This window comes from Streptomyces sp. TBY4, assembly GCF_024213195.1.
In the GTDB taxonomy this organism is placed as follows: Bacteria; Actinomycetota; Actinomycetes; order Streptomycetales; family Streptomycetaceae; genus Streptomyces.
Genome location: NZ_JANAVF010000015.1, coordinates 79,131 through 103,654, shown reverse-complemented (window position 1 = coordinate 103,654; position 24,524 = coordinate 79,131). Strand labels below are relative to the sequence as shown.

Annotated in this window: 19 protein-coding genes; 4 read left to right on the top strand and 15 right to left on the bottom strand. The window is 72.8% G+C overall.

Annotation, left to right across the window (positions count from 1 at the left end):
* Window positions 1-25: 25 nt before the first annotated feature.
* The 4 genes from NLX94_RS29530 to NLX94_RS29515 form a co-directional block, all read right to left on the bottom strand.
* Window positions 26-2,026 carry a glycogen debranching N-terminal domain-containing protein gene (locus tag NLX94_RS29530; RefSeq protein ID WP_254386161.1) on the bottom strand — a complete coding sequence of 667 codons (2,001 nt, stop codon included), beginning with the start codon at window positions 2,024-2,026 and terminating at the stop codon, window positions 26-28.
* A gap of 281 nt (window positions 2,027-2,307) precedes the next feature.
* Entirely contained in the window at window positions 2,308-3,708 is a 1,401-nt protein-coding gene (locus NLX94_RS29525) for a DUF4192 domain-containing protein (RefSeq protein WP_254386160.1), read from the bottom strand.
* Window positions 3,709-3,840: 132 nt separating this feature from the next.
* Window positions 3,841-4,458, bottom strand: coding sequence for a hydroxymethylglutaryl-CoA synthase (locus NLX94_RS29520; protein ID WP_254386159.1), 618 nt, complete (start codon window positions 4,456-4,458; stop codon window positions 3,841-3,843).
* A gap of 226 nt (window positions 4,459-4,684) precedes the next feature.
* Window positions 4,685-5,566, bottom strand: coding sequence for a hypothetical protein (locus NLX94_RS29515; RefSeq protein ID WP_254386158.1), 882 nt, complete (start codon window positions 5,564-5,566; stop codon window positions 4,685-4,687).
* 847 nt (window positions 5,567-6,413) lie between these two features.
* Here NLX94_RS29515 and NLX94_RS29510 point away from each other — a divergent pair.
* On the top strand, window positions 6,414-7,160 hold the full coding sequence (locus NLX94_RS29510) for a hypothetical protein (RefSeq protein ID WP_254386157.1): 747 nt from the start codon (window positions 6,414-6,416) through the stop codon (window positions 7,158-7,160).
* A 90-nt stretch (window positions 7,161-7,250) separates the two neighbouring features.
* Here NLX94_RS29510 and NLX94_RS29505 read toward each other — a convergent pair whose 3' ends face one another.
* Window positions 7,251-9,401, bottom strand: a complete 2,151-nt coding sequence (locus NLX94_RS29505; protein WP_254386156.1) for an ATP-dependent DNA helicase RecQ — start codon at window positions 9,399-9,401, stop codon at window positions 7,251-7,253.
* Between the two features lie 295 nt (window positions 9,402-9,696).
* Between NLX94_RS29505 and NLX94_RS29500 the strand changes: the two genes are divergently transcribed.
* Window positions 9,697-10,323: a hypothetical protein gene (locus NLX94_RS29500; RefSeq protein WP_254386155.1), complete on the top strand. Its 627-nt coding sequence runs from the start codon at window positions 9,697-9,699 to the stop codon at window positions 10,321-10,323.
* Between the two features lie 177 nt (window positions 10,324-10,500).
* Here NLX94_RS29500 and NLX94_RS29495 read toward each other — a convergent pair whose 3' ends face one another.
* The 3 genes from NLX94_RS29495 to NLX94_RS29485 all read right to left on the bottom strand — a co-directional run bounded on the left by NLX94_RS29495 (window position 10,501) and on the right by NLX94_RS29485 (window position 12,648).
* On the bottom strand, window positions 10,501-11,100 hold the full coding sequence (locus NLX94_RS29495; RefSeq protein ID WP_254386154.1) for a hypothetical protein: 600 nt from the start codon (window positions 11,098-11,100) through the stop codon (window positions 10,501-10,503).
* 49 nt (window positions 11,101-11,149) lie between these two features.
* Window positions 11,150-11,860 carry a ribonuclease HII gene (locus NLX94_RS29490; RefSeq protein ID WP_254386153.1) on the bottom strand — a complete coding sequence of 237 codons (711 nt, stop codon included), beginning with the start codon at window positions 11,858-11,860 and terminating at the stop codon, window positions 11,150-11,152.
* 179 nt (window positions 11,861-12,039) lie between these two features.
* Entirely contained in the window at window positions 12,040-12,648 is a 609-nt protein-coding gene (locus NLX94_RS29485) for a TetR/AcrR family transcriptional regulator (RefSeq protein WP_254386257.1), read from the bottom strand.
* A gap of 134 nt (window positions 12,649-12,782) precedes the next feature.
* On the opposite strand from NLX94_RS29485, the gene NLX94_RS29480 reads away from it, so the two are divergent.
* The gene (locus NLX94_RS29480; RefSeq protein WP_254386152.1) at window positions 12,783-14,336 is read left to right on the top strand and encodes an MFS transporter; all 1,554 of its coding nucleotides are present in this window, start codon (window positions 12,783-12,785) and stop codon (window positions 14,334-14,336) included.
* 42 nt (window positions 14,337-14,378) lie between these two features.
* On the opposite strand, the gene NLX94_RS29475 is transcribed toward NLX94_RS29480, so the two are convergent.
* The 7 genes from NLX94_RS29475 to nrdR form a co-directional block, all read right to left on the bottom strand.
* Entirely contained in the window at window positions 14,379-16,100 is a 1,722-nt protein-coding gene (locus NLX94_RS29475) for a DUF4173 domain-containing protein (protein ID WP_254386151.1), read from the bottom strand.
* Between the two features lie 134 nt (window positions 16,101-16,234).
* The gene (locus NLX94_RS29470) at window positions 16,235-17,149 is read right to left on the bottom strand and encodes an ADP-ribosylglycohydrolase family protein (RefSeq protein ID WP_254386150.1); all 915 of its coding nucleotides are present in this window, start codon (window positions 17,147-17,149) and stop codon (window positions 16,235-16,237) included.
* Window positions 17,150-17,160: 11 nt separating this feature from the next.
* The gene (locus tag NLX94_RS29465; protein ID WP_254386149.1) at window positions 17,161-17,820 is read right to left on the bottom strand and encodes a histidine phosphatase family protein; all 660 of its coding nucleotides are present in this window, start codon (window positions 17,818-17,820) and stop codon (window positions 17,161-17,163) included.
* Window positions 17,821-17,957: 137 nt separating this feature from the next.
* The gene (locus NLX94_RS29460) at window positions 17,958-18,563 is read right to left on the bottom strand and encodes a YdbC family protein (protein WP_254386148.1); all 606 of its coding nucleotides are present in this window, start codon (window positions 18,561-18,563) and stop codon (window positions 17,958-17,960) included.
* Between the two features lie 32 nt (window positions 18,564-18,595).
* Entirely contained in the window at window positions 18,596-19,438 is an 843-nt protein-coding gene (locus NLX94_RS29455; protein ID WP_254386147.1) for an arylamine N-acetyltransferase, read from the bottom strand.
* Between the two features lie 207 nt (window positions 19,439-19,645).
* Window positions 19,646-22,540: a vitamin B12-dependent ribonucleotide reductase gene (locus NLX94_RS29450; RefSeq protein ID WP_254386146.1), complete on the bottom strand. Its 2,895-nt coding sequence runs from the start codon at window positions 22,538-22,540 to the stop codon at window positions 19,646-19,648.
* A 144-nt stretch (window positions 22,541-22,684) separates the two neighbouring features.
* Window positions 22,685-23,197, bottom strand: a complete 513-nt coding sequence (nrdR, locus tag NLX94_RS29445; RefSeq protein ID WP_254386145.1) for a transcriptional regulator NrdR — start codon at window positions 23,195-23,197, stop codon at window positions 22,685-22,687.
* A gap of 476 nt (window positions 23,198-23,673) precedes the next feature.
* Here nrdR and lexA point away from each other — a divergent pair, with 476 nt between their 5' ends.
* Entirely contained in the window at window positions 23,674-24,465 is a 792-nt protein-coding gene (gene lexA, locus NLX94_RS29440; RefSeq protein ID WP_214953278.1) for a transcriptional repressor LexA, read from the top strand.
* The last annotated feature ends 59 nt before the right edge of the window (window positions 24,466-24,524 follow it).

The window sequence follows — 24,524 nt, the reverse complement described above, 5'->3', positions numbered from 1 at the left end:
CCGGTGAACCTTTCCGGTCACAGCACTAGCCACCCAGTTGCAGCGCATCCGCGGCCTCCTCCACCATGCCCAGGCCCAGCCGGCTGATCCGGACGGCGAAGGGTTCCCCCGAAACCCGAAGCCCCGAGAGGCGGAGCCCGCCGAGCGGAGCGCCGGGGAGCGGTACGAGGGCGACCGTTCCGGCGGGGGCGTCCGGGCGGATCCCGGCCAGCGCGGTCAGGACGTGGATCCCCGCGGCCGCCGCGACCGCGGCCGGGCGGCAGGCCGCCGGATGCGGAAGCGGAGCGCTGCCCGCGGTGCGCTGCTCGGCGGCATACATCTCCGGGAGGCGGTACCCGAAGCGATCCGCCGCATCCAGCAGGCCCCGCAGCAGCCCCGTGGCCTCCTTCTCGAAGCCCGCCTGGGCCAGGCCGGCCACGGCGACCGCGCTCTCGTACGGCCGTACCGCGCCCGAGCGGTACCCGAACGGGTTGTGCCCCGGCTCCCGGACCGCCATGCTCCGCAGCCCCCACCCGCAATCCATGGCGGGGGCTCCGAGGAGCCGGGCCAGCTGCTCGGTACGGACCCCGTCGAGCAGCCCGCGCGCGAGCCTGCCGCCGCCGAGCAGCCCGGTGTCCAGCAGGTGGGCGGCGGCCCCCGTCAGCCGGGGCAGGGGCCGCCCGTCGGGATGCAGGGCCGCCGCGGGCCGGCCCCCGTCGGGGCCGTCGACCCAGAAGCGGGCTGCGAACCGCTCCCGCAGCGCGGCGGCCCGGTCCCGCCACTCGGCGGCTCCGGGGCGCCCGCACCCGGCGAGCAGGTCGGCTCCCAGGAGCGCGGCGCGATGGGCGTGGGCCTGGGTTTCACAGCGCCGGGGTCCCGGATCGGGATCGGCCAGGAAGCCGTCCTCCCCGAAGGCGCCCCGGAGCCAGTCCAGGCACCGCTCGGCGGCGGGGAGCAGCTGGGCCAGCTCCGCCTCGGGCATCCCCCAGAGCCGGGCTTCGGCGAGCACCGCGGGGAAGGCGAGCGTCGCCTCGGTCCCGGTGCACCCCGGGGGCAGCTGCGGCCCCGCCCCCCGCAGCGGCCCCGGGATCCTCCCCGCGTCCCCGCCCCGCCCCCCGGTCTGGGTCCGGGCCAGGATCCGCAGGGTCGCGGCGGCCAGTCCGGTGCCGAGCGGGAGCGCCATGCGGGCCGCCCACAGGGACTCCGCCGGGGCCAGTCCGAGCCTCCACGGCACTCCGGCCGCCGCGTAGCTGTCGGCCGGCTCCTTCGGGTCCCTGAGCAGCAGCGCGCCCAGGTCCTGCACGCTGGTGCGCAGCCAGTCCTCGGCCCGCGGATCGTCCCCCTCGGCGCGGGCGTCGCCGGACAGCGGATTGGCCACCTGCCCGGCGGCGGCCCGGCCCCCTCGGTCCCGGGTGGTCCGCAGCTCGATGGTGCGGGATTCCCCGGGGCGCAGGTCGAGCTGCCAGCGCAGCAGCCCGGCCGAGGCCAGGGCGTCGTCGGGGGGCGGCTCGACCGCAGTGACGGCCTGGGCCCCGCCCTTGGTCCAGCGGAGCCCGGCGGCGTGCACCCCGGCGGGCAGCTCCGGACCGGCCCGGCCGGCGGCCACATCGGCCAGCTCCGCGAGGTCGGTGCCGAGCGAGATCTCCACGGGGATCCGCAGGGCCCGGCCGGTGAAGCTGCGCAGGGTGATCCGCTCGGTGCCGTCGGCGTGCCGGATCCGCTCGACTCCGACGTCGGGATCGGGCCCGGGCTCGGCTCCGGTGCGGACGGTCGCGGTGAAGGAGGCCCGGTCGGCGCCGAGGCTGCGGCCCTGGACCGCGACCGGGTCCCGGCCGGCGACGCGCAGCACGCAGCGGGACAGCAGCCGCAGCCCGGACCGGTAGATCCCGTCGGCCCCCCGCCCGGTGAGCTGGCCGTGCTCGGGCGAGACGACCAGGCACGGCGCGGAGACGCAGATGACGGCGCCGTGCACGGGCGGCAGGTCGGCCCTGCGGGCGGGAGCCGTCCGGGCGGGAGCCGTGCGGGCGGGGGGTACGGGGTGGGACATGGGTCGCCTTGTCTGCGCTCCGGGTGGATCGGCTGGGCGGCGGCGCGGCCGGGTCCCCACCACCCCCCAGCGCAACGCCCCCGCCCCCGCCCGGGTCACGGGCCCCGGTGGGGGCTGCGCCCGGCGGAGCACCCGGCTCCGCGGGGGCCGCCACCACAGGACCGCCCGCACCCCTCCCCGCAGCCACCCGTGGAGCACGTCCCCGCAGACCCGGCCCGGGCCGCGCCCACCACCGCCGGCCCGACCCAGGACCAGGCCCGCCGCCCGGCCCCGTCCGCGCCTCACTGCTCGCTCCCCGCCGTGCTGCCGGACTCTCGGCTGCCGGACTCGTGGCGGCCGAGAGTCCGGCCCGGGCGGCCGGGCGGCCTGGTGGCCGCGCCCGCCCGGCGGGGTGGTGCGGGCCGGCGCCCCCGGCGCGGCTCCCGGCGGCGGCGCTCCTCCCGCAGGCACTCCCGCAGTCCCTCCGGGTCGATCCCCTCGTTGCAGGCGTGGTGGAGCAGCTGCGCGAAGCGGTAGCCGTCGTCCGCCCGCAGGGCCAGCCCCAGGGCGATCCTGGCCGTCGGCTCGTCCCCGGTGGACCAGGAGACCCAGCCCGCCAGGGTGAGGGGAGCCGCCGCGTGTTCCCCGTAGGCCCCGACGCAGCGCCGGGCCAGGGCCCGCCAGAGCCGCAGGGCGGGGGCCGCCTCCTCGCCCTCCATCCACTCGGCGGCGATGTCGCGGATCTCCCGGTCCTGGAGCCCGAGGATCAGGGAGGCGGCCTCGTCGTGGCCGAGCAGTCCGTCGTCCCGGGCGTCGGCTCCCCGTCCGCCGCCTTCGGCCGGCGGGGCCAGGGTCATGCGCTGGATCAGCGCGCGGGCGAGCAGGACGGTCTCCGCCCCGACCTCCTCCCGGGTGGCCCCGTCGAGGATCTTCGGCACCAGCGCGACGGCCGCCCGGTCCAGGGCCGCCTCCATTTCCTCGGCCACCGCCCCGCGCAGCGGTGCCAGCCGGTGCTCGATCTCCCGGAGGGAGCCGCGTACCCGGAGTCCGGCGAAGGTGGCCGCCGCGGCCATCACCGAGGTCCCGGGGGCGGCCAGGGCGGTGCCCTCGGCGGGGCAGCACCGCTCGTCCGGGCAGCAGTAGGACCAGTACCGCTCGGCGGAGAGGCACAGGGCCTCCAGTACCGGGACGTCAAGGGCCCCGCAGGCCAGCCGGATCCGCTGGGCGAGCGGGCGCAGCCTGGTCATCACCCGTTGCGCGCTGTCGCCGCGGCGCGGGTCCTGGCAGAGGAAGACGATGATGCCGTCGGGCCTGGCCCCGCGCCGTACGCTGCCGCGGATTAGGCAGTCGGCGACCTGCCGGGCGGTGTCCTCCCATTCCTCGGGTGCGGCGGGGATGCCCACCCGGAGCCGGCCGCCGAAGCGGCCGGCCTCCCCGTGGACGGCGACCATGACCAGGGAGTCGCTCGGGTGGAAGCCGAGCATGTAGGGCAGCGCGTCGGCCAGTTCGGCCGGGCTGCGCAGGGTGATCCGGGATGCGTCGACGCCTCCGGACGAACCGGTGGACGAGGGAGACGAGGAGGACGAGGGAGACGACGAGGAGGACGACGGGGACGAGGAGGACGGGTGGGACGAGGACGGGTGGGACGAGGAGGACGAGGGATCGGACGGGTTGCGTGCCGCTTCGTGGCTGTTGTTCGTCATGTCCCGAAGGTCCCGTGTCCGGCCGGATCCGGAAACCCCTGTGGATAACCCGCGGCAGCGGTGAGCCGGTGAGCCGGCGGCGCGCCGCGGGACACCGCGGGACGCCACGGAACCCCGCCGGCAACCTGCCCGCTACCTCGGCTCGTAGGCCCGCTTGCGCCCGAACAGCCCCGCCAGCCGGTACGGGCCGGTGGTCTCCCTCGGTGCGGGGTGGTCCCCGCCGGCGACCGGGAAGGCCCGCTGGCGGCGCTCCCGGCAGTCGGCGTAGCCGATCTCCCGGCGCCGGGAGATGGCCTCGCGGTGCTGCTCGGACCGCAGGTGCGACCGGTAGCCCGGGACGGGGACGCCGGCGAAGAACTCGGCGACGCTGCCCGACCCGTAGCTGAGCAGGCCGATGGCCCGGCCGGTCAGATCATCGGCCTGGTCGAGCAGCGCGGCCAGGCCGAGGTACACCGATGCGGTGTAGCTGTTGCCGATGTCCTCGTTGTAGGTCGTCGTCAGCCCGATGGCGCGGCTGACCTCGGCCTCGTCGATCTCCTTGCCGCAGCTCTCGAGCAGGGCCCGGTGCGCCTTGTGGGCCATCTTCGTGAAGGGCTGGTGGTAGCAGAAGGCGGCGAACTCCTCGAGCTCGCGGCCGCCTTGTTCGGCGTAGTCCTTCCAGGCGCCGTTCATCGCCTGCAGGTACGCGGAGACGGACTCCTTGCCGTCGACCAGGGCGGTGGTGAGGTAGTTCGGCCGCCAGAAGTCCATGATGTCGGCAGGCCTGCTTGAGCTCGACGACCCGGGTGGCGGAGGGCATCGACAGCAGCGAGTGCACGTGGATGCCGGCCGCCTTCGCCTGGTCCACGGCCGATGCCCACGTGGTACTTGCCCAGCTCGGTGCCGTTGTGGGCGGCCAGCGTCTCCTGCGTCAGGACGAGCTGGCCCGTGGCGAAGGAAAGGTCGTGGATTCCGACCGCAAGATCCCCGGGCATGTCTACCGTCCGATCTTCGTGGTCGTCGCGGCGGCGCCGGCCGTAGCCGTAGCCGTGACCTCAGCCGTGGCCGTGGTCGCGCTCCTGCGCTCCAACGCGACGTGCGCCCGCATCAGTTCGCCGGGGTTGGTCTGCGCCGCCATGAGGGAGAGCTCGCCGCACAGCACCGTCGAGGCCACCATGACCGCGAGCCGCCGTGCGTTCTCGCCGGGCTCGCGCTCCTCGCGGCAGCCCAGGCGCGCCAGGTTCTCCTCGACGAAGTCGAGTCCCTTTCCGTTGCCGACCGTTCCGACGATCAGGTTCGGCAGGGTGCAGGAGAAGTACAGGTCGCCGTCCCGGTCCTCGGCCACGGTCACGCCCTGCGAGCCCTGGACGATGTTGGCCGCGTCCTGGCCCGTCGCCAGGTAGAAGCCGAGCAGCATGTTCGCGTAGTGGGCGTTGGCCGAGCGGATGCCGCCGGCGAGCAGGGTGCCGATCAGGTTCTTGCGCACGTTCAGCTCGGCCATCTTCGCGGCCGTCGTGTGCAGGCGGTCGCGGACGATGTCCCGCGGTACGAGCAGCTCGGTGACCACGTTCTTGCCGCGGCCGAGGATGCCGTTGATCGCGGTCGCCTTCTTGTCGGTGCAGGAGTTCGCGGAGATCGAGCCGTACGAGATCCCCGGAATGGCGCCGAGGATGTGCGTCAGGAGCGCGTCCGCGGCCAGCGTCGCCGTGTTGTGCCCGGAGGCGTCGCCGGTGCTGAACTCGAAGCGCAGGAACAGCAGGTTCGCCGTCCACCAGTGCGTTCGCGTGCAGGGCGCCGAGGCCGAGGACGGAGATGCCGGGGTTGTCGCCCGCGAGGCCGTCGACCGTTTCGAGGACGCTGCGCCTGAGGTGGGTGTCACCCACGTCCAGCGCCAGGCGGACCAGGAAGGCGGCGGCGGCCAGATCCTCGATGTACAGGCTCCGCTGCGTCGGCAGATGGCCGTACTTGTCGGAGAACAGCTCGACCGCGGCCCGCGGGCCCTCCCGTTTCACCGCGATGCGCACCTCCGTCCAGGCGTACTGCGGCGAGTAGAGAACCGCCTGGTCCGTCTCGAACTCCCCCTGCACCCGCCTCAGGTACTCGGTCGCCGCGGGCAGGTTCCCCTTGTAGAGGTGGATGGTGCTGAGCACCGAGCAGGCGAGGGGCCGCAGCAGGGGAACCGCGTCCCGGCCGGCCGTCGCGATCGCCGGTTCCGCCTGCCGGCGGGCCTCCCCGAACCGTCCGGCCTGGAGGAACAGCCGGGCCCGTACCGCCGCGGGCGCGGCGTCCCAGACGCGTGTGCCCCGTTCGCGCAGGCCGGCTTCCGCTTCGCCGATCAGCGACTCGGCCTTGTCGAACTCCCGCAGGTTCGCGAGCTTCCCGGCCAGTACCAGCCGGAAATGGAGGCGCCACACGGGATCCGCGTCCTCGCCGTACCGCACCGCGGCGCGCCCCAGGCTGAGGCCCTCGCCCAGCTCCCCCGCGCGCCAGCGGGCATGGGAGAGCGCCGTGAGCGCCATCAGCGCGGCGACGTCGCCCGGCCCGGCTCCCCGGTCCCGCAGGATCCTCGCGGAGCGCTTCTCCGCTTCCTCCGTGCCGAGGAGGGAGTACCCGAGGATCACGGACGCTTCCGCGTCGAGCCGTGCGGAAGCCGGACTCGTGGAGGCGGCGAGAACGCGCTCCGCCGTCCGGATTCCCGCCGTCGCCCTTCCGTCCATGATCAGGCCGTGGGACTTCGAGTGGACCTCTCCGGATCCGGCCGCGGCCCCTTCGGACGGGCCGGCCGGACGATCGGCCGTCCACAGCGGGTGACCGGTCACCCAGAACTGCCGGTCCGCCGGCTCCGCGCGCCTGCCGGAGCGGCCCATCGCCTCGCGCCGCAACGCGCCCCGCGCGGGAGCGGGGATCGATTCGATGGCTCCCGCCAGAAGGAAATCGTTCTGGAATACCAGCTGGTGTTCCGCGGCGACGACGAAACCGGAGGATATCGCCTCGTCCAGCGGGGAAAGCAGGCTGGCCGCGGATTCGTCCAGCATCCTCGAAACATCCTCCAGCATGAAGGAACGGCCCAGGACGGCCCCCACTTTGAGGAAGCGCTGGCAGTCCGTACTGAGATCGCCGAGAAGACGCTTCACGAAGGCCACCACACGGCCCGGGACCCGCGGCTCCGTCAGTCCGACCGTTCCGCCGTACTCCTTTACCAGCCCTTCCTCCACGAGCCCGGTCGCGCATTCGGCGAGCAGCCGGGAATTCCCGCCGGCCTCGGCCGTGACGTCGATCAGCCCCTGGTCCGGTTCGCCCCCGAGGACGTCCCGCAGGATCTGCTCGACGGTGGCCTCGGGGCCATGACCCTCCATGAGCAATTTCGTTGCCATGAGCCCGGCCTACCCCCGTATTCAGTCCGCCGCGCCACGACTTCGGCGCAGAAGGCTCGACCTCCTGCGGGGATCCTACGAAGCCGGGCCCGGTCTTGACTTGGCGGACAACCGGCCCCGACTTGGCGAAGAGTTGCCGCCGACTCCCGCTTCGAGGGGCCTACGAGTGCTGCGTGCGCCGGGGCGCTCTCAGCCCGCCAGCGCGAGCGTCAGCGGGAGCACCTGGTCCGCCCCGCTCTGCCTCAGGAGGCGCGCTCCCACGGCCAGGGTCCAGCCGGAGTCGGCGTAGTCGTCGACGAGCAGGACCGGCCCGGGGGCGGCGGCCAGGGCGGCGGCGAGTTCGGCGGGGACGGCGAACGAGGCGGCCAGGGAGCGCAGCCGCTGGGCGGAGTTGCTGCGGTGGGCGCCGTACTCGCCGGCCTCCGGGGTGTAGGCGAGGCTGCCCAGCAGCGGGAGCCGGCCGACCCGGGCCAGGCCCTCGGCGAGCGATCCCACCAGCTGCGGGCGGGAGCGGGAGGGCATGGCCACGATCCCCACGGGCCGGGCCGCCGGGCCGCCGGCCCACCCGCCCGGCGAACGGGCCCAGTCGGCCACCACCGTCACCACGGCCGCCAGCACGTCGTCCGGGACCGGGCCGTCCGCGGCCTGCTCCGCCAGGAGCGGGCGCAGGCGGTTGCCCCAGCCGATGTCCGACAGCCTTCCCAGGGCGCGCCCGGTGGCCGCCTGCTGGCCCGCGGGGATGCGTCCCTTGAGGTCGACGCCGACAGCGGGCATGCCCGAGGGCCACATGCGGCGCGGTTCGAGCTCGACCCCCGGGCGGTCCAGCTCGCCGGTGGCCGCCGCGAGGGCGCCGGGGGAGACCGCGGGATCGAGCCAGGGTCCGGCGCAGGAGTCGCAGCGGCCGCACGGGGCCGCCTTCTCGTCGTCGAGCTGCCGCTGCAGGAACTCCATCCGGCACCCCGCGGTCGCCACGTAGTCCCGCATGGCCTGCTGCTCGGCCTGCCGCTGCCGGGCGACCCACTCGTAGCGCTGGGCGTCGTACTCCCACGGCCGGCCGGTGGAGGTCCAGCCGCCCTTCACCCGCTTGACCGCTCCGTCCACGTCCAGGACCTTGAGCATCGTCTCCAGCCGCGAACGCCGCAGGTCCACCAGCGGCTCCAGGGCCGGCAGGGACAGGGGGCGGCCCGCCTGCTCCAGTACGTCCAGGGTCCGCCGGACCTGCTCCTCCGGCGGGAACCCCACCGAGGCGAAGTAGGCCCAGATCGCCTCGTCCTCCCGGCCCGGCAGCAGCAGCACGTCCGCGTGGTCGACGCCGCGCCCCGCACGCCCCACCTGCTGGTAGTAGGCGATCGGGGACGAGGGGGAGCCCAGGTGCACCACGAACCCCAGGTCCGGCTTGTCGAAGCCCATGCCCAGCGCGGAGGTCGCCACCAGCGCCTTCACCCGGTTGGCGAGGAGGTCCTCCTCGGCCTGCAGCCGGTCGGCGTTCTCCGTCTTGCCCGTGTAGGAGGCCACCGGGTACCCGCGCTGCCGCAGGAACGCCGCGACCTCCTCGGCGGCGGCCACCGTCAGCGTGTAGATGATCCCCGACCCCGGCAGGTCCCCCAGCCGCTCACCCAGCCACGCCAGCCGGTGCGCCGCGTTCGGCAGGTCCAGTACGCCGAGGCGCAGGCTCTCCCGGTCGAGCGGTCCGCGCAGGACCAGGGCGCCCCCGCCTCCCGTGCCCAGCTGCTCGGCCACGTCCGCGGTGACCCGGGCGTTGGCCGTCGCGGTGGTGGCGAGCACGGGCACGCCGGGGGCGAGCTCGGCGAGCATGGTGCGCAGCCGGCGGTAGTCGGGGCGGAAGTCGTGGCCCCAGTCGGAGATGCAGTGGGCCTCGTCGACCACGAGGAGGCCGGTCGTGGCCGCGAGCTTGGGCAGCACCTGCTCCCGGAAGTCCACGGAGTTCAGCCGCTCCGGGCTCACGAGGAGGACGTCGGTCTCGCCGCGCTCGACCTCCCCGTAGATCGTCTCCCACTCCTCCGGGTTCGCCGAGTTGATCGTCCGTGCCTGGATCCCGGCCCGGGCCGCCGCGTCGACCTGGTTGCGCATCAGGGCGAGGAGGGGCGAGATGATCACCGTCGGGCCGGCTCCGCGACGGCGCAGCAGGGCCGTCGCCACGAAGTAGACCGCCGACTTGCCCCACCCCGTGCGCTGCACGACCAGCGCCCTCCGGCGCTCCTCCACCAGGGCCGACACCGCCTGCCACTGGTCCTCCCGCAGCCGCGCCGACCCCCCTGGGGCGCCGACCAGCTCAGCGAGGACGGCATCGGCTTCAGCGCGGAGCTCCAGGTTGTCCATGCCCCCATGCAACCCGATGCCTAGGACAATCGGCCAATTCACCCAGCGTGTCGTCCGGCCCGCGAACGGTCCCCGCTTGACCGGATGAGTCGTCTTCGGCGTGGCGGGGCAAGGATATGAACGGCATACCGGCGAATTCCGGTCGGCGGCTCCAATTGCTCGTTGCCGCATGCTCACGGGCCACGCGAGAATTGTCCTGCCCCCGCTCGGCTCGCCGGCGCCCTCCCGGGCCGGGCCGCGGCGCGCCCGCATCCCAGCTGTGCCCGTTCGCGGGCGTGTACCCGAAGGGAGGACCGTGACCTTCGGATTCGCCCCGCCCTCGACCACGTCCCTGACCACGGCCACCGGCGGCGCCAGCCGGCACGGCAGACTGCTGGAACCCTCCCAGTGGACGGCGTCGGGCGTCCCGCTGCTGCGCAATCCGCGCGAGGTCGTCAGCGGACTGCACTCGCGGCACAGCCCCGTCCCGTCCACGGCGGTGATCGCGGTGCTCGGGCCCGAGGAGCGGCTCGTGGCCAGCGCCTCCTTCGTTCAGCGCGCCACGACGGCCGACGGCTGGGAGTACCGCAACGCCCTGCTCTCGCGGCTGCGCCGGGTCATCCCGCACGACCTGCGCAGACGCACCCCGGTACGGACCGCCGTGCTGATGTTCTGCCGCGACGGGGACGAGCGGTGGACCGAGGAGGACGGGGCCTGGATGTGGGGGCTGCGGGACGCCTGCACCCTGCACGGACTGCGCTGCGGGGCGTACATCACGCTGACCCGGGGCGGCTGGCAGGTGCTGGGCGAAGGCCGCGGCGGCCGGAGCCCCAGCTCCGACTCCCGGCCTGAGCGCCTCGGCGACACGCCGTCCGAGTTCGCCCCGCTCGCCCTGCGCGGCGGCGGAGCCGCGGAGGCACTGCGCCGCACGGCGGCGCGCTGATCCCGTACGCCACCGACGCGTACGCCACCGAGGCACGCCGAGCGTGCAGGGCCCCGTACCCCGGGAACGACCAATGGCCGTACACCCGGAACGGGCGTACGGCTGGTCAGGCCTCGGACTTCGGCAGGGCCGGCCACCGACCCGCCCCACCCCTCGACCGTACGGGGGTACGGGGCGTCAGACGCCCGCGCCCAGCACGGAGTTGATCTGCTGCGGCTCGCCGCACACGATCAGCAGCGCACCGGCTCGGGCGCGCGCGACCTGCAGGGCGGCGGCGTCGGCCGGTCCGCCGTTGGCCGCGAAGACCACGACGGGACGGCCGGCGGCGCGCTGGACCTGCGCCGCGTCCGCGTAGAAGACGTCGTCCCCGGCATCGTGCAGGGCCCAGTACGCGGCCTCGCCGAAGGACAGCTCGTGCGCGGCCCACGGGTGCGGGTCGCCGGTGGTGAGCACCAGGATGTCACCGGGCGCGCGCCCGGTGTCGAGCAGCAGGTCCACGGCCTCTTCGGCCGCGTCCAGCGCACCCTCGGCGGATGCCGGGATCAGCTGGACCTGCGGTACGGATGCCGAGACCGAGGGTGCGGTGGCGGCTGCGGGTACACGGGCGGCCTGCGGTTTCCGCGGCGCGGGCGGAGCGGGCCTGGGGGCGGGACGGGGACCGGGTACGGGGCGGGGGGTCTGCGCGCTGCGGCTGGCGGCCGGCGTGACGCGGGGACCCTGGGCACTCTCGTGAATCTGAGGCTCCTCGGGGCGGGGGTGAGAGGCGTGAGCTGACAACTATCAAACACCGGTGCGAAACGTACCGGTTGGTGGCACCTGTGTGCGATCAGAAATCGAAGCCGAGTTGGCCTCCGTTTTCCAGCTCCATCGATTCCTCGCTGCGCCGGACCTTCTTGAGGTGGCTCCAGCGGGGCAGTGCGTCGAGGTAGGACCAGGAGAGCCGGTGGTACGCGGTCGGACCGCGCTCCTCCAGGGCCGCCCGGTGCACCGGCGAGGGATATCCGGCGTTGGCGGCGAAAGCGAAGTCCTCGATTCCGCCGCCCTGTTCACCGATCTCGGCCATCATCCGGTCGCGCCGGACCTTGGCGATCACCGAGGCCGCGGCGACGGCGACGCAGGACTGGTCGCCCTTGATCACCGTCCGGACCTGCCAGGGCGCACCGAGGTAGTCGTGCTTGCCGTCGAGTATCACCGCGTCGGGCCGCACGGGCAGCGCCTCCAGGGCGCGCACCGCGGCGAGGCGCAGGGCGGCGGTCATCCCGAGCTCGTCGATCTCCTCGGGGGACGAGTGGCCCAGGGCGTAGGCCGTGACCCAGTCCTCCAGGACGCCGACGAGCACGTCGCGGCGCTTGGGGGTGAGCAGTTTGGAGTCGGTGAGTCCGGCGGGCGGCCGGCGCAGACCGGTGACCGCCGCGCAGACGGTGACGGGACCGGCCCAGGCCCCTCGTCCGACTTCGTCGACCCCGGCGATGACCTTGGCGCCGGTGGTCGCCCGGAGGGAGCGTTCGACGGTGTGAGTGGGTGCTTCGTACGGCATGGCGCCAGCAAGGTTACGCCGCCCCGGGCCGCCTGCACACCCCGCCCCCTCGCGGCCGCTCCGGCGCCCCTCCCCCGGCCGTGCCGTCGCCGCTTCCCGGCCGTGCCGCCGTCCCCTCACGGCCGCTCCCCGGCCACCTCCGCGCCCTGCGGACCGCCCCGCGGACCGCCCGCCCCGTCTCACGCCCTGAGCAGCGGCACCATCACCCCGTCGATCATCTCGGCGATCTCCGCGTCCGGCCATTCGCTCCCGCACACCTTCGCGCGGTACATCAGCAGCGCCGGGATGACCTGGACGAGAAGCGGACCGGTCGCGTCCGGCCGGACGTCGCCCCGCTCGATTCCGCGGTGCACCAGTTCACCGATCCGTACGTGCGCCGGTTCGTACAGCCCGGCCCGGACCAGGTCGCGGAACCGCTCCGCGTGGGTGTGATCGCACTCGTGAAGCACCCTCCGCAGCGCCTGCCCGGCCCGCGACCGCATCACGTCCCGCATCCGCACGCACAGCGCGTACAGGTCCTCGCGCACCGATCCCAGGTCCGCGATCTCACCGAGCGGCGGCAGCCGCGTCCGCAGCGCCTCGGCCACCAGGTCCGCCTTGGAGGGCCAGCGCCGGTACAGGGCGGCCTTGCCCGTCTGCGCCCCCGAGGCCACGCCCTCCATGGTGAGGGCGTTCCAGCCCGTGGTGCTCAACTGCTCCAACGCGGCATCGAGAATCGCCCGTTCGAGTTCGGGTCCGCGTCTGCGGCCCGGGGCCGGATCCGGCCCGCGTGAGCCCACCACTCCCATGACCTCCGACCGGCTCATGCGTCCGTCGCACACATTTTCAGCCTTAGTGAACGGTTGCGTTCACTAAGGCGGGCTCCCTACCGTGGAATCGCCGTGAACGATTGCGTTCACTATTTCACTTGGGGGGACCCACAGTGACAACTCCTCAGCTCTCCACACCCCGGATACCGGCCGCGGCCCGCCGAGGGGGGCGCCCCGGAGTGGCGCTCACCGTCATCGCCGCCTGCCAGCTCATGGTCGTCCTCGACGCGACGATCGTGAACATCGCGCTCCCGCACATCCAGAACGACCTGGCGATCTCCACCACCGACCTGTCCTGGGTGATCAGCGCCTACACGCTCGCCTTCGGCGGTCTGCTGCTGCTCGGCGGCCGGGCCGGCGACATCCTGGGCCGGCGCCGCGTCTTCCTGACCGGCATCCTGCTCTTCACCCTGGCCTCCCTGCTCGGCGGATTCGCCGAGGAATCCTGGCAGTTGCTCGCCGCCCGCGCCCTGCAGGGCGTCGGCGGCGCCATCGCCTCACCTACCTCGCTCGCCCTGATCACCACGACCTTCGCCGAGGGCCCCGAGCGCAACCGGGCCTTCGGCGTGTTCGCCGCCGTCTCCGCGGGCGGCGGCGCCATCGGCCTGCTGGCCGGCGGCATGCTCACCGAATGGCTCGACTGGCGCTGGGTCTTCTTCGTCAACGTGCCGATCGGGCTGCTGATCGCGTTCCTGACCCCGCTCTACATCAGCGAGTCCCAGCGCCACCCGGGCCGCTTCGACATCGCCGGAGCCCTCACCTCCACCGGAGGCATGACCGCGCTCGTCTACGGCTTCATCCGCGCATCCCAGGACGGCTGGCGCGACGGCATGACCATCGGCTCCTTCGGCGTCGCCGTCCTCCTGCTCGCGGCCTTCGTGCTCGTCGAGTCCCGGGCCGCCGATCCGATCATCCCGCTGCGCATGTTCGCCGCGCGCAACCGCACCGGCACCTACGTGATCATGCTCAGCCTGGCCGCCGCGATGTTCGGCATGTTCTTCTTCATCGTCCAGTTCGTGCAGAACGTGCTGGGCTTCTCCCCGATCCGCTCCGGCATCGGCTTCCTGCCCATCACCGCCGCCATCGTCATCGCCGCCGGACTCTCGCAGCGCCTGCTGCCGCGCCTCGGCCCCAAACCGTTCATGGTGACCGGATCCGCCCTCACCGGCGCCGGCCTGGCCTGGCTGTCCTTCATCGACACCGACAGCTCCTACCTGTCCGGGGTGCTGGGCCCGATGCTGCTCTTCGGCTTCGGCATGGGCCTCAACTTCGTCACCCTCACCCTCATCGCCGTCTCCGGAGTGGCCCCGCAGGAGGCGGGCGCGGCCTCCGGACTGCTCAACGCGAGCCAGCAGGTCGGCGGCTCGCTCGGACTGTCCATCCTGGTCACCGTCTTCGGCACGGCCGGCCGCGGCGAAGCCGCCCGGCAGGTCCCGGACTTCCGGGCCCGCGCCGACCAGGGACAACTGGAGGCGTTCCTGCGGACCGGCCGGCTGCCCGACCCCTGGGGGGACCTCGTCCTCACCCGCGGCATCGCCGCCGCCTTCGTCGCCGCCGTGGCCATGGCGGCGATCTCGCTCCTCACCGCCCTGCTGGTGATCCGGGTGCGCGCGAGCGACCTGGAGGCCCTGAACGGAACCGCCGCCAAAGCCGGTCCGGCCGCCTGAGCAGGCGGTCCCGTACGAGGGGTCCGGGCGGGCGCCTTCGGCTCAGTACTCGATCCGGGTCCCGAAGGCGCCCAGGCTCCTGCACTGCTCGTACGAGGCGCTCACCGGGCGTTCGCCCAGGATCTCCCGGGCCCGGCGCTCCCCCAGGCTCGTCGCGTACCAGGGCGCCGGGTCCGCCGCCGCCAGCTCCCTGGCGATCCCGCGCAGCGCGCAGGATCGCTGGGGCTCGGGCAGCCGGTCCAGGGCGGGCACCGCGTCCGCCGACAGCGACTGGAAGTAGGCCAGGTCGATCTTGCCGTCCCGCTCGTACCGCGTGACGTTGCCCTCCGCGATCACCCCGTCGGGGGAGATCAGCCCGAAGGCCAGTACGGCCGCCACGGCGCTCCCCGCGACCGCCCGGGGCAGCCAGCGCGCGCCGAACAGCCCTCCGACCATGATCAGTACGATGACCAGCCCGAGCCACAGCTCCATGCCGGCCACCGACAGGCGGAGCCTGGTCAGCCCGTACGCATCCACGTACAGGTCCATGCGGCGCAGCGCCGAGGCGACGACGACGAGGGTCAGCGCGCAGAGCGTGCCGAGCACGACCCGCACCAGCCGCCGGTCGCCGGCCCCGGCGCGCGGGGCCCAGCGCAGGGCCAGCGCGATGACGGCGAGGGTGAGCAGGGTGGCCCAGAGCAGCTGCCAGAAACCCTGCCGCGCGTAGGCGGCGTAGGTGAGGCCGGTGGACTCCAGGACCTTGCGGTAGCCGCCGAAGAGGACGGCGAGCTGGACGGCGTTGAAGGCGGCGAACAGCAGGTTCAGCACGATGAGCGGAAGGGCCCACTCCACCCGGGAGCGCGCCTTCCCCGGCCGCACCTCGATCCGGTCCCAGCGGGAGGGGGCGGCGGCCGTGCGGGCCACGGTGATCGCGACGAGCAGACCCAGCGCGAAGAGCAGGAAGCGGACGGGGCCGCCCATGCCGCTGACGTCGGGGGTCAGCCCGCTCAGCAGATCCGCGAACGCCGCGTCGGCGGAGGCGAACAGGGTGCCGAAGAGCGCCAGCAGGACCACCGCCACCAGGGCCGCCTTCGCCACGGGCAGCCAGCGCTCCCGGCGCCCCTCGCCGCGCGAGCGCAGGCCCTGCCAGACCCAGCGCACCCCGAGGACGGCGGAGTCCAGGAGGCCGACGGGGCCGAGCAGGATGCCGGGCCAGCGGCGGCTGCCGTGCAGGGCCAGTGCGCCCGTCAGGAGGGCCGCGAACAGGGCCGCGACGGCCGGCCAGGCTGAGGCGCGCAGGGCGGGCACGGCGAGCAGCGCAAGACAGCCGAGCGCCCAGAGCGCGGTCCACGGGCGCAGCGTGCGGCCGGCCGCGCGGGCGGCCGCCCAGGCGGCGACGAGCGCGGGCACCACCGCGAGGAGCAGTCCGGGGCCGAGCCCCTCGCCGAGGAGCAGGGAGGCGGCGACGCCGGAGGCGAGTACGGCGCCCAGCACGAGGACCGGCACCGGCCCGACGGCGGCCGGGCGCGCGGCCTCGGCCCAGGCGAGCGGGGCCATCGACCAGGCACCGGAGGCTGCGCGCTCCTTGCGCAGCTGGTGGGCCTGCCAGGCCTTGGGATCCCAGCCGGGCGGCGCGAGTGGCACGGGGACGCCCGGCACGGGCCCCGCGGAAGCGGGCTCCGCCGGCGTGGCGTCCGCCGTCCCGGCGTTGTCCGCACCGGCGTTCTCCGCACCGGGACCGGCGTTCTCCGCACCGCTGTTCCCCGCGGTGTTCCCTGCTGACATCGGGTTCCCCTCCCCTGCCGGCCTCCCACCGCCGTCGGGCAGGGGGAGGCGAAGCCGACAGAGTAGGCAGCTGACCCACACTTTTGAACAGGATCAAAAGATGCCTGTGGCAGGACCGTGACAAATGGAGGGACCTACCCCGCCGCCTCCGGCAGCCAGGCCGGCAGCGCTTCGGTCCGGGCCAGCCAGGCCGGCGGCAGCACCGCGTCCCCGCGCGCACCCAGCACTCCGCCGACGATCGCGCAGGTCGTGTCCACGTCTCCGCCGACCTGGGCGGTGGTCCAGAAGGCGCGCTCGTAGTCGTCCAGGCCCCGCGCCGCCGACCACAGGGCGAACGGCACGGTGTCGTGGGCGCTGGTGCGCCGCCCGCAGCCCAGTACGGCGGCGACGGTGGTCGCGTCGCCGTAGTCGAGCATGTCCCGAGCCCGCCGCACCCCGGCGCCCACCGCGCTCCGCGGGACGAGTGCGGTCACCCCGTCCAGCAGGTCGGCGGCCTTCGGCGGCCCGGCCGGATCGGCCGCCAGCGCGGCCGCGGCGGCCACCGCCATCGCGCCGCACACCGCTTCGCGGTGCTGGTGGGTGGTGTAGGCGGAGATCTCCGCCTGGTGCGTGGCCTGCTCGGGGTCGTCGGCGTACCAGGCGCCCAGCGGGGCGACCCGCATGGCCGCGCCGTTGCCCCAGGAGCCCTGGCCGTTGAACAGTTCCGCGGCGAGCGTGCGCCAGTCCGCGCCCTCGCGGATCAGGCGCAGCATCCGGTTCACGGCGGGCCCGTAGCCGCGGTCGAAGTCGTGGTGGCCGGCGAAGGAGGCGGCCAGCGCGTCCTGGTCCACCCGGCCGTGCCCGGCGAGCACGGCCACCACCGAGCAGGCCATCTCGGTGTCGTCGGTCCACTGCCACGGATCGCTGCCCGCGGGCAGCTCGCGCCGCTTGAGCAGCGGGTAGTTCACGGGGACGAAGTACTGGGAACCCAGTGCGTCACCCAGGGCCAGCCCGCGGAGGCTGGCCATGGCGCGTGCGTAGCGCCCTTCGGGAGAGGAGTCAGCGGTCATCGCGCGTCACTCTAGCCGTCCAGGTCATAAGGCTCGGGTGTGGTCCACCGCTCAAACGGGCGGTCCATCCGGTACCGGCCGTCGGAACCGAGCATGAGCACCCGGTACTCGCCGTTCCCCGGGTTGGAGAGGGCCTCGAACTCGGCCACGGACCAGTGGAACCAGCGCATGCAGAACAGCCGCATCGTCAGACCGTGCGTCACGAGCAGCACGTTCTCCGGGTGGTCCGGGGCCTCGAAGCTGCGGTAGAGGCTCTCCAGGAAGGCCCCGACCCGGTCGTACACGTCCGCGCCCGACTCCCCCTGCGCGAATCGGTAGAAGAAGTGCCCGTACGCGTCCCGGTACGCCTTCTGCAGCCGTACGTCCTCCCGCTCCTGCCAGTTGCCCCAGTCCTGCTCGCGCAGCCTCGGTTCCTCGCGCATCCGCACGCGCGTCGGGTCCAGGCGCAGCTCGCGGAAGGTCTGCAGGGTCCGGCGGTAGGGGGAGACGTACGCGCTGACGTGCTCGTCGCCGAAGAGCTCGCGCAGGCGCACGCCGGCCTCCGCCGCCTGCTCGCGGCCGGTGCGGGTCAGCCGGAGGGCGTGGTCGGGCTCCCGCTCGTACACCGTGTCATCGGCATTGCCCTCCGATTCCCCGTGCCGGACAAGGACGATGCGCCGTGGTCGAACCATCCCACGACCCTATTCGGCCACCGCCGGGCTCACCCACCGGGGCACGCCGGTCAGGGGCGATGACCGTACGGTCATCTCGTCCGACCGGCTCCGGACCGGCCCCCGGCCGGACCGCGACCGGCCCCCGGCCGGACCCGTCACACCGTCCAGGAGGGTTCGAGGTCCACGACGTCCCCGGTGAGGGCCTCCACGTCGGCCTGGATCTGGGCGCGCAGCGACAGCCGTTCGACGCGCTCCTGCCGGTACTTGCCGTGCTCGGCCGCCGCGTGCCACATCGAGAGCACCAGGAACTCGCGGCCGGGAGCCTCGCCGAAGAGCCCCCGGACCATGCCGGGCGAGCCCGCCATGGCCGGATTCCAGACCTTCTCCTGCATCAGCGCGAAATGGTCCACCCGGCCCTCCCGCACCCGGGTGTGGGCGACCCGGACGACGTCGGCGTCGGTGAATCGGGGCTCGAAGCCGGTCTTCACGTCGAAGCGGTGGTCGAAGAGCGTGACCCGGGCGTCGGTGTAGGTGCCGTTCTGCGCGGCGGCCAGCCGGTCGTGGGAGCGGGCCATGAAGGAGTCGTAGAAGGAACGGCTCTCCCAGAAGGTGAAGACGTGCGCCACCCCCTGCCGGCCCCGGCTCCAGCCGCCGCCCTGCCCCCGGAATCCCGGTTCGCCGGGCAGCCCCGCCCATTTGCGCTGCCCGCGCTCGAACCCGCGTCGGTCCGTCACCGTGCAGCGAATCCACTTGACCAGCACTGCGCCATCGTACGGGCCCGGCGGGGCCCGGGTCAGTCCTCGGCGCGGTACATCCGAAGGAGTTCGGCCGCATCCCGCTCGGGCAGCCGAAGCCCGAACTCCCGTCCGAGCAGGGCGAGGAGCTCCCCGGCCGGCACCTCCCGCCGCTCGGTCCGCCCGTCGGGGAGCAGCCGCGAGAGCTCCCGCCCTACGAGGGCCAGGCGCTCGGAGTCGCCCTGCCGCTGGACCACCACCCGGCCGACGAAGGCGGAGCGCGGGTGCGAGGAGCTGTAGTGGTTGAGCACCACGTAGTCCACGGGGTGGTAGGGCTGCGGGGTGAAGGCGTACAGGTCCCGCCAGACTCCCTCGCGCGGAACGCACAGCACGAGGACCCCGTCCGCCTCCTCCCGGACGCGGAACACCCATGCCCCCTGCTGCAGTTCGGCGCCGGGGCGCGCCAGCGGCACGGGCTCGCGCGGCCCCTGCCAGCCGAACCCGGCGTCGCAGAGCCAGGGTTCCCCTTCGACGGTGACGACGAGGACGGCGTGCGTCACCGCGGTCAGAGCTCCTCCCCGGGAGCGGTTGCGGGCACCGCGTCCGGAGACCTCGAAGCCGATCCGCTCCAGGGCGGCGGCCAGCAGGGTGTTCTGCTCGTAGCAGTACCCGCCGCGGCGGCCGTGCACGAGCTTGTCCTCGACCTCCTTGACGTCCAGCCCGACGGGGCGGCCGAACAGCACGTCCAGGCTCTCGAAGGTGATCGCACCGGTGTGCGCCCGGTGCACTGCCTTCAACGTCTCGAGATCCGCCCGGAGTTCCCCGCCCTCCCAGCCGATCCGCTCCAGATAGGCGTCGAGGTCCAGCTCGTCGCCGCCCCACACCGCGCCCCTGCTTCCCATGGCTCCCCCGTTCTCCGCACCGCGATATTCGGGGGCGGCCGTCGGGCCACCCCCGCACAATGATCGCCACGCCCGCCCTCCACACCAACCCCGCTGTTCATCCCCCGAGGAGGACATGACCAGCGTGTCCAAGGGAACGCGGAAGCGGGGACCGGCCCTGGGCCGGTCCCCGCTTCTTCAGCTACTCAGCGGCAGCGTGCGTACTCGTCAGCTGCAGCCGCTGGTGGAGCCGCAGCCCTCGCAGATGTAGCAGGAGCCGGCGCGCTGCATCTTCGTACCGCAGGAGAAGCAGAGCGGGGCGTCGGCGGAGACGCCGAGCTGCATCTCGACCAGTTCGGCGTTGGAGTGCGCCGTCTTGGTGGCCGGGGCCGGGACGACCGCGACCGGCTTGGGGGCCGGAACGGCCTGGACCGCGGCGAGCGGGGCCGCCTGGGTCAGGGACTCCGTGTCGAGCTCCTCGTCGAGGGGCTCGTAGGAACCGGTGTCCAGGTGGCGCTGGCGCTCCTCGGCGGAGTGGATGCCGAGGGCCGAGCGGGTCTCGAAGGGCAGGAAGTCGAGCGCCACGCGGCGGAAGATGTAGTCGACGATCGACTGCGCCATCCGCACGTCCGGGTCGTCCGTCATGCCGGCCGGCTCGAAGCGCATGTTCGTGAACTTCGCGACGTACGTCTCCAGCGGGACGCCGTACTGCAGACCGACCGAGACGGCGATCGAGAAGGCGTCCATCATGCCCGCGAGGGTCGAACCCTGCTTGGACATCTTCAGGAAGACCTCGCCGAGACCGTCGTCCGGGTAGGAGTTCGCGGTCATGTAGCCCTCGGCGCCACCGACCGTGAAGGAGGTGGTGATCCCCGGGCGGCCCTTCGGGAGGCGCTTGCGGACCGGGCGGTACTCGATGACCTTCTCGACGGCCGTCCGGATGGTGTCCTCCGCCTTGGCGGTGACCTCCTCCTTCTCCTCTTCCTTCTTCTTCGCGGAGAGGGGCTGGCCGACCTTGCAGTTGTCGCGGTAGATCGCGAGCGCCTTGACGCCCAGCTTCCACGCCTCGAAGTAGATCTCCTCGATCTCCTCGACGGTCGCCGTCTCCGGCATGTTGACCGTCTTCGAGATCGCGCCGGAGATCCAGGGCTGGATCGCGGCCATCATGCGGACGTGGCCCATCGCGGAGATGGAGCGCTCGCCCATCGCGCAGTCGAAGACCGAGTAGTGCTCGGGCTTGAGGCCCGGGGCGTCGACGACCACGCCGTGCTCGGCGATGTGGGCGACGATCGCCTCGATCTGCTCTTCCTGGTAGCCCATGCGGCGCAGGGCCTGCGGCACCGTGCCGTTGACGATCTGCATCGAGCCGCCGCCGACGAGCTTCTTGAACTTGACCAGGGCCAGGTCCGGCTCGACACCGGTGGTGTCGCAGGACATCGCGAGACCGATGGTGCCGGTGGGCGCGAGGACGGAGGCCTGCGAGTTGCGGAAGCCGTTCTTCTCGCCGAGGCGGATCACGTCCTGCCAGGCCTCGGTGGCCGCGGCCCAGATGACGTTGTCCAGGTCCTCGGTGCGCGGCGCGACGGCGTTGGCGTCGGCGTGCTGCTTCATGACGCGCTTGTGCGACTCGGCGTTGCGGGCGTAGCCGTCGTACGGGCCGACGATCGCGGCCAGCTCGGCGGAGCGCTTGTAGGCGGTACCGGTCATCAGCGAGGTGATCGACGCGGCGAGGGTGCGGCCGCCGTCGGAGTCGTACGCGTGGCCGGTGGCCATCAGCAGGGCGCCGAGGTTGGCGTAGCCGATGCCCAGCTGGCGGAAGGCGCGGGTGTTCTCGCCGATCTTCTGCGTCGGGAAGTCCGCGAAGCAGATGGAGATGTCCATCGCGGTGATGACCAGCTCGACGACCTTGGCGAAGCGCTCGGCGTCGAAGGACTGGTTGCCCTTGCTGTCGTCGTCGAGGAACTTCATCAGGTTCAGCGAGGCGAGGTTGCAGGACGTGTTGTCCAGGTGCATGTACTCGCTGCAGGGGTTGGACGCGGTGATGCGGCCGGACTCGGGGCAGGTGTGCCAGTTGTTGATCACACCGTCGTACTGGATGCCCGGGTCGGCACAGGCCCACGCGGCCTCGGCGAGCTTGCGGAAGAGCGACTTGGCGTCGACCGTCTCGATGACCTCGCCGGTCATGCGGGCGCGCAGGCCGAACTCGGTGCCGTTCTCGACGGCCGTCATGAACTCGTCGTTCACGCGGACGGAGTTGTTGGCGTTCTGGTACTGGACGGACGTGATGTCGTCGCCGCCCAGGTCCATGTCGAAGCCCGCGTCGCGCAGGGCGCGGATCTTCTCCTCTTCCTTCACCTTGGTCGCGATGAAGTCCTCGACGTCCGGGTGGTCCACGTCCAGGACGACCATCTTGGCCGCGCGGCGGGTGGCGCCGCCCGACTTGATCGTTCCGGCGGACGCGTCGGCGCCGCGCATGAAGGAGACCGGGCCGGAGGCGTTGCCGCCGGAGGAGAGGAGCTCCTTGGAGGAGCGGATGCGGGAGAGGTTCAGGCCGGCGCCGGAGCCGCCCTTGAAGATCATGCCCTCTTCCTTGTACCAGTCGAGGATCGACTCCATGGAGTCGTCGACGGCCAGGATGAAGCAGGCGGAGACCTGCTGCGGCTGGGGCGTGCCGACGTTGAACCACACCGGGGAGTTGAAGCTGAAGATCTGGTGGAGGAGCGCGTAGGTCAGCTCGTGCTCGAAGATCTCCGCGTCGGCGGGCGACGTGAAGTAGTCGAAGTCCTCGCCGGCCTTCGTGTAGGTCTTCACGATCCGGTCGATGAGCTGCTTCAGACCGGTCTCGCGCTGCGGGCTGCCGACCGCGCCGCGGAAGTACTTGCTGGTGACGATGTTGACCGCGTTCACCGACCAGAAGTCGGGGAACTCGACGCCGTACTGCTCGAAGTTGACCGAGCCGTCGCGCCAGTTGGTCATGACGACGTCGCGGCGCGCCCAGGTCACCTCGTCGTACGGGTGCACGCCCGGGGTGGTGTGGATGCGCTCGATACGCAGGCCGCTCTTGGCAGTCTTGGTGCCCTTGGCGCGGGAACCTCGTGCCGAGCTGCTCGCCGTCTCTGTCATGCCGTTCCTCCCAATGCGGGCAAAACGCCCTAAAGTGCCAGCGCTATTCCGCGGCACGGTGCTGTGTGTCTTGTATCTACGTCTTCTTCGCCAGACCCACCGGCCGTTCCACGACGCACGCACGGCGCGGAACGGGCCGTCCGGTCAGTCGGCGGCGGAGGCGGGCACGGGGACCGGAACGGTCCCACCGGGCTCGCACTCTTCGGGGTGAGACCGCGGCACGCGGAGTTCCGCGATGGCGGTCTCGAAGTCTTCGAGTGTGTCGAACGCCTTGTAAACGGACGCGAACCGGAGGTACGCGACCAGATCGAGGTCCTGCAGGGGGCCGAGGATGGCCAGACCCACGTCGTGGGTGGTCAGCTCGGCGCTCCCGGTGGCGCGCAACGCCTCCTCGACCCGCTGGCCGAGTTTGGCGAGGGCGTCCTCGGTGACCGGACGTCCCTGGCACGCCTTGCGCACGCCGGAGATGACCTTGGTGCGGCTGAAGGGTTCGGTCACCCCGCTGCGCTTGATCACCATCAGCGAGGCCGTCTCCACCGTCGTGAAGCGACGGGAGCAGTCGGGGCACTGGCGGCGCCTGCGGATCGACGTGCCGTCGTCGGTGGTGCGACTGTCGACGACACGGCTGTCGGGGTGCCTGCAGAAGGGGCAGTGCATGGTTCCCTCACCCTCCTCTTGGCACGACTGAATCACCCCGGGAGCCCCTGGGCGACAGGGCGGAAGCTCTGTCGGAGGCTCTCGAAGCAGCCACAAGCATATGCGATGCCGGGGGCCCCGGCAGACCGAGGACCACAACTTCTGGGTGGCAGCGCTCATCCAACCACTAGATCTTGGGTTGTGGTGGATTTACACCGCTCCGCGTGTCGCGGTGTCCGATGGCCGGATCACAGGCCTTGCGGTGCCAGACTGGGCACAGACCCGGACGGCGCCGACCCGACCCGGAAGGGTACCGTAAGCAGTGGCTCCGCAGCCGAACCCCCGTTCGGTCCGGACGGCCCGCCAGCGGCATATACACCTCACGAAGTGAACACGGTGGGTGATCTCCGATTTTTCACTCGAACGTGTGTTTGGCGCAACCTTTCGAAAGCAACTACCGTTGTCCAGCTAGGGAGAACATTTCGAGAGGGGCCGACGTGACCACCACCGCAGACAGTGCCACCATCACTGCCCAGAACCGCTCCCAGAGCCGACTCGAGCCGGTGCATGCCATGAATGACGCAAGCCTGAACCCGGAGGCGGAGCCCGTACGCCCCGCACGCTCGCTGCCAGGGCGACCTCCAGGCATCCGCGCCGACAGCTCGGGGCTCACGGACCGGCAGCGGAGGGTCATCGAGGTCATTCGCGACTCGGTGCAGCGGCGCGGCTACCCGCCGTCGATGCGGGAGATCGGCCAGGCGGTCGGCCTGTCCAGCACCTCGTCGGTCGCGCACCAGCTGATGGCCCTGGAGCGCAAGGGCTTCCTGCGCCGCGACCCCCACCGCCCCCGGGCGTACGAGGTCCGCGGCTCCGACCAGCCCAGCTCGCAGCCCACGGACACCACGGGCAAGCCCGCGGCCTCGTACGTGCCCCTGGTGGGCCGGATCGCGGCCGGTGGCCCGATCCTCGCCGAGGAGTCGGTGGAGGACGTGTTCCCCCTCCCCCGCCAGCTCGTGGGCGACGGAGAGCTGTTCTGCCTCAAGGTCGTCGGCGACTCGATGATCGAGGCCGCCATCTGTGACGGCGACTGGGTCACCGTCCGCCGCCAGCCCGTCGCGGAGAACGGCGACATCGTCGCCGCCATGCTGGACGGCGAGGCCACGGTCAAGCGATTCAAGCGCGAGGACGGCCACGTCTGGCTGCTCCCGCACAACGCCGCCTACCAGCCGATCCCCGGTGACGAGGCCACCATCCTCGGCAAGGTCGTGGCGGTACTGCGCCGGGTCTGACTCCCCGCGCCCTCATCCAGCTCCGGGACCTACTGCGCCGGTCCCGGAGCTGCTTTGTA